This window comes from Bradyrhizobium sp. Leo78 (assembly GCF_059512425.1).
In genome coordinates this window covers 1-2,463 of record NZ_JCAMOT010000126.1, presented here as the reverse complement: position 1 = coordinate 2,463, position 2,463 = coordinate 1, and the positions used below count along the sequence as shown (strand labels likewise).

The 2,463-nt window shown below is 57.7% G+C and carries 1 protein-coding gene; it reads right to left on the bottom strand.

The window, feature by feature from the left end; translation table 11 throughout:
• Positions 1-1,116 precede the first annotated feature (1,116 nt).
• Positions 1,117-2,190 carry an ABC transporter substrate-binding protein gene (locus AC5ZG1_RS43770; RefSeq protein ID WP_245287712.1) on the bottom strand — a complete coding sequence of 358 codons (1,074 nt, stop codon included), beginning with the start codon at positions 2,188-2,190 and terminating at the stop codon, positions 1,117-1,119.
• Between the last annotated feature and the right edge of the window lie 273 nt (positions 2,191-2,463).

Sequence of the window (2,463 nt, the reverse complement as noted above, 5' to 3'; positions counted from 1 at the left end):
CGTCGCGCCAGCGCCAGCATGCGTTCGAGGACAATCTCGCCAAGCAAGCCGGTGCGGCCTTCGATCTTGCGGGCAATATCACGGATGACGCGACCGAGATAGGTTCTGAGCATCTTCAAGGCCCGGTTGGCGCGCTTGGAGGCATCGGTTTTGACGCCCCGAGGTAGAGCAATTTGGGCAATTCAGTTGGCGACCGGCGCCCGTCTGTCACAGGTTTGCTAATCTGCGCCTGTTCGCTGATCGACGCGCACCCGGCTCCGGACGATGGACGCGCGGTCACCGCGCAGCCCCCCGTCAATACGCCGTCTCGTCGCGAAGAACGGGGCGCAAATGCCGATGGCGCAAGGGAGAGCAGCTACAAACCTTCGTATGGCACTTCCATCCCTTGTCATGGCGCTCGCCTACCCCCGTACAATTGAGCGTTCAGTTGCGATGGACCTAGCCTTGGGCCAATCAGCAAAAGTCGATTGCCCGGCGATTACAGGGAAGATCGACGCAATCGCGACGATCCCAGCGGTCCGCACGTGGAACGCGCGCGACAGAGAAGAAGCCGCTGTTTTGCCCTGGGAGGCTGCATATGAGACTGAAGCGCTGCTTCCGCTGCCCTATTTTCCGCATGACCGCGCGGATCACAATGACCCCGCAGCCGCACTTCATTTGTGCGCGCGGTGCGACCGCGAACCAGAAATCCCGGGAAGCTATCACCGACGCGAGACCTACAGGAGATAAAGATGGGCGATAGCTCCCAATGCTCTCACCAACCTGCAGCGAAGTGCTGCGCCGTCTGCGGCGGGAAGTTTGGCCTGATCCGATATTACTCGTGGCGCACTGCGCTGTGCTCCAGGAAATGTCTGGATCGGTTCAAGGCGCGTCGGGAGCGCGATCGCCGATGGCTGTTCGGATTTCACGGAGCCTAAAACAGCTGAGGTTGAAGGCCAATGCCGCCCTGTCTTGTACTTTCTTAAACGTGTCGAGGAAGTTGTTGAACTCCGGCTTTGCTGCATATTCGACCCAGGTCTTTTCGGCCCACGTCGATCCGCGCGCGGAGTTGACGAACTTGCCGGCAACAGCGCCGTTCAGATCAACCTGCTTTGAGGTTGCCCATTGGATGAACAGCTAGGCTGCTCCCTTCTTCTTGGAAGCGGCGTTCATCGCTAGCGACCATATCCAGATGTTGGATTCGAAGTCTTTGCCGTTTTGAGCGCGCAAGGGGGGTGCGAATGCGATCTTAACCGAGGCCGGCTTGCCGGCCACGTCGTTCCAAAAGCCAACCATGTTGGAATCGATTGCCATCGCCGTGCGTCCTGAGTTGATGCCATCGACCACTTGATACCAGTTGTCGTTAGCAAAGGACGGACCCGGGCACTTCTTGATCATGTCCACATAGTCCTTGTGGAAGGCGATTGACTCAGGTGAGTCGAGACCCGTGTCCAGCTTGCCGTCCTTAATGACGAAATCATGCACTCCGTAAGATTTGGCAATCGAGATCGCAGCCGTGTGGATGCTGCTCCAAAAGCGTACGCCGCGGACGCCCAACGGCGTGAGTGCGGGATCCGCAGCTTTTAGCTTTGCGCATGCGGCGGACATCTCCGGCGGAGTCGTCGGCACCTTGATGCCGAATTTGTCGAGGATGTCCTTACGGTAGAATAGCTGGATGTTCTCGAAGCCGTGCGGAACGGCCCACACCCGACCGCTTCCCGCTTCGATCTGCCCATCTGTCACCTTCCAGGTTAGCGCATCCCGCAGCGCGGGAAAGAAATCCTTGTAGTCATAGTTTGATGCGGTGAGTTTCGGATCGGTCAGATACCGATCGAGCGGCTCGAGCAACTGGCCTGGCGCAAGATCCCAGGCTAGCTGAACCCCCGTCCCCACGACTTCCCAAGTCGGAGATTTTGTGCTCAGTTGGATCGTTAGCTTATTCCAATAAGCGTCGTCCGGATAAAGCTCAGGCGTCACCTTGATACCGGTTAGCTTTTCGAACTCCGGCAATTGAGCCGCGACGGCGTCAGCATAGGGATGAATGTCGTATGCCCAGACGATCGAACTACCTTCGAACTGCCTCCAGTTGACGTCGTCTGCTTTGGCTTGCTGAAGGGGAATGGCCGCTCCGGTCAGAAGCGTCGAGCAAATAAGAGCGCCTCTGGCAAAATTCGCCAAATGGCCGCAAAAAGCAGCGAGCTTCCTTGGCATGCTTCCCTCCAATGGGCTCTTTGGCCCGTAAGCCCACGCGCCCTCCTCTTCCAGGGCCGCAGTGCCGAGCAGGCTACCTGTAATTTATTCTCGTCTTAAGCGGGCTTTCCAACCGAGGTTGGGTAAGATTGAGTAACGTCGGACACTTCGGGCATTTCCGCAGAAGGGGAGAATAAACGCGGATCAGCAAGCAGAGGGTAGTGTGCGGAAGGTTCTGCAAAAGCCTGAGAGGCTGGAGCGGTCATGGTAAGTCCGGTGATTGCGAAGATCACC

Coding starts and splice junctions, on each gene's coding strand:
- AC5ZG1_RS43770 (WP_245287712.1), bottom strand. CDS start 2,190: ATGCCAAGGAAGCTCGCTGCTTTTTGCGGCCATTTGGCGAATTTTGCC.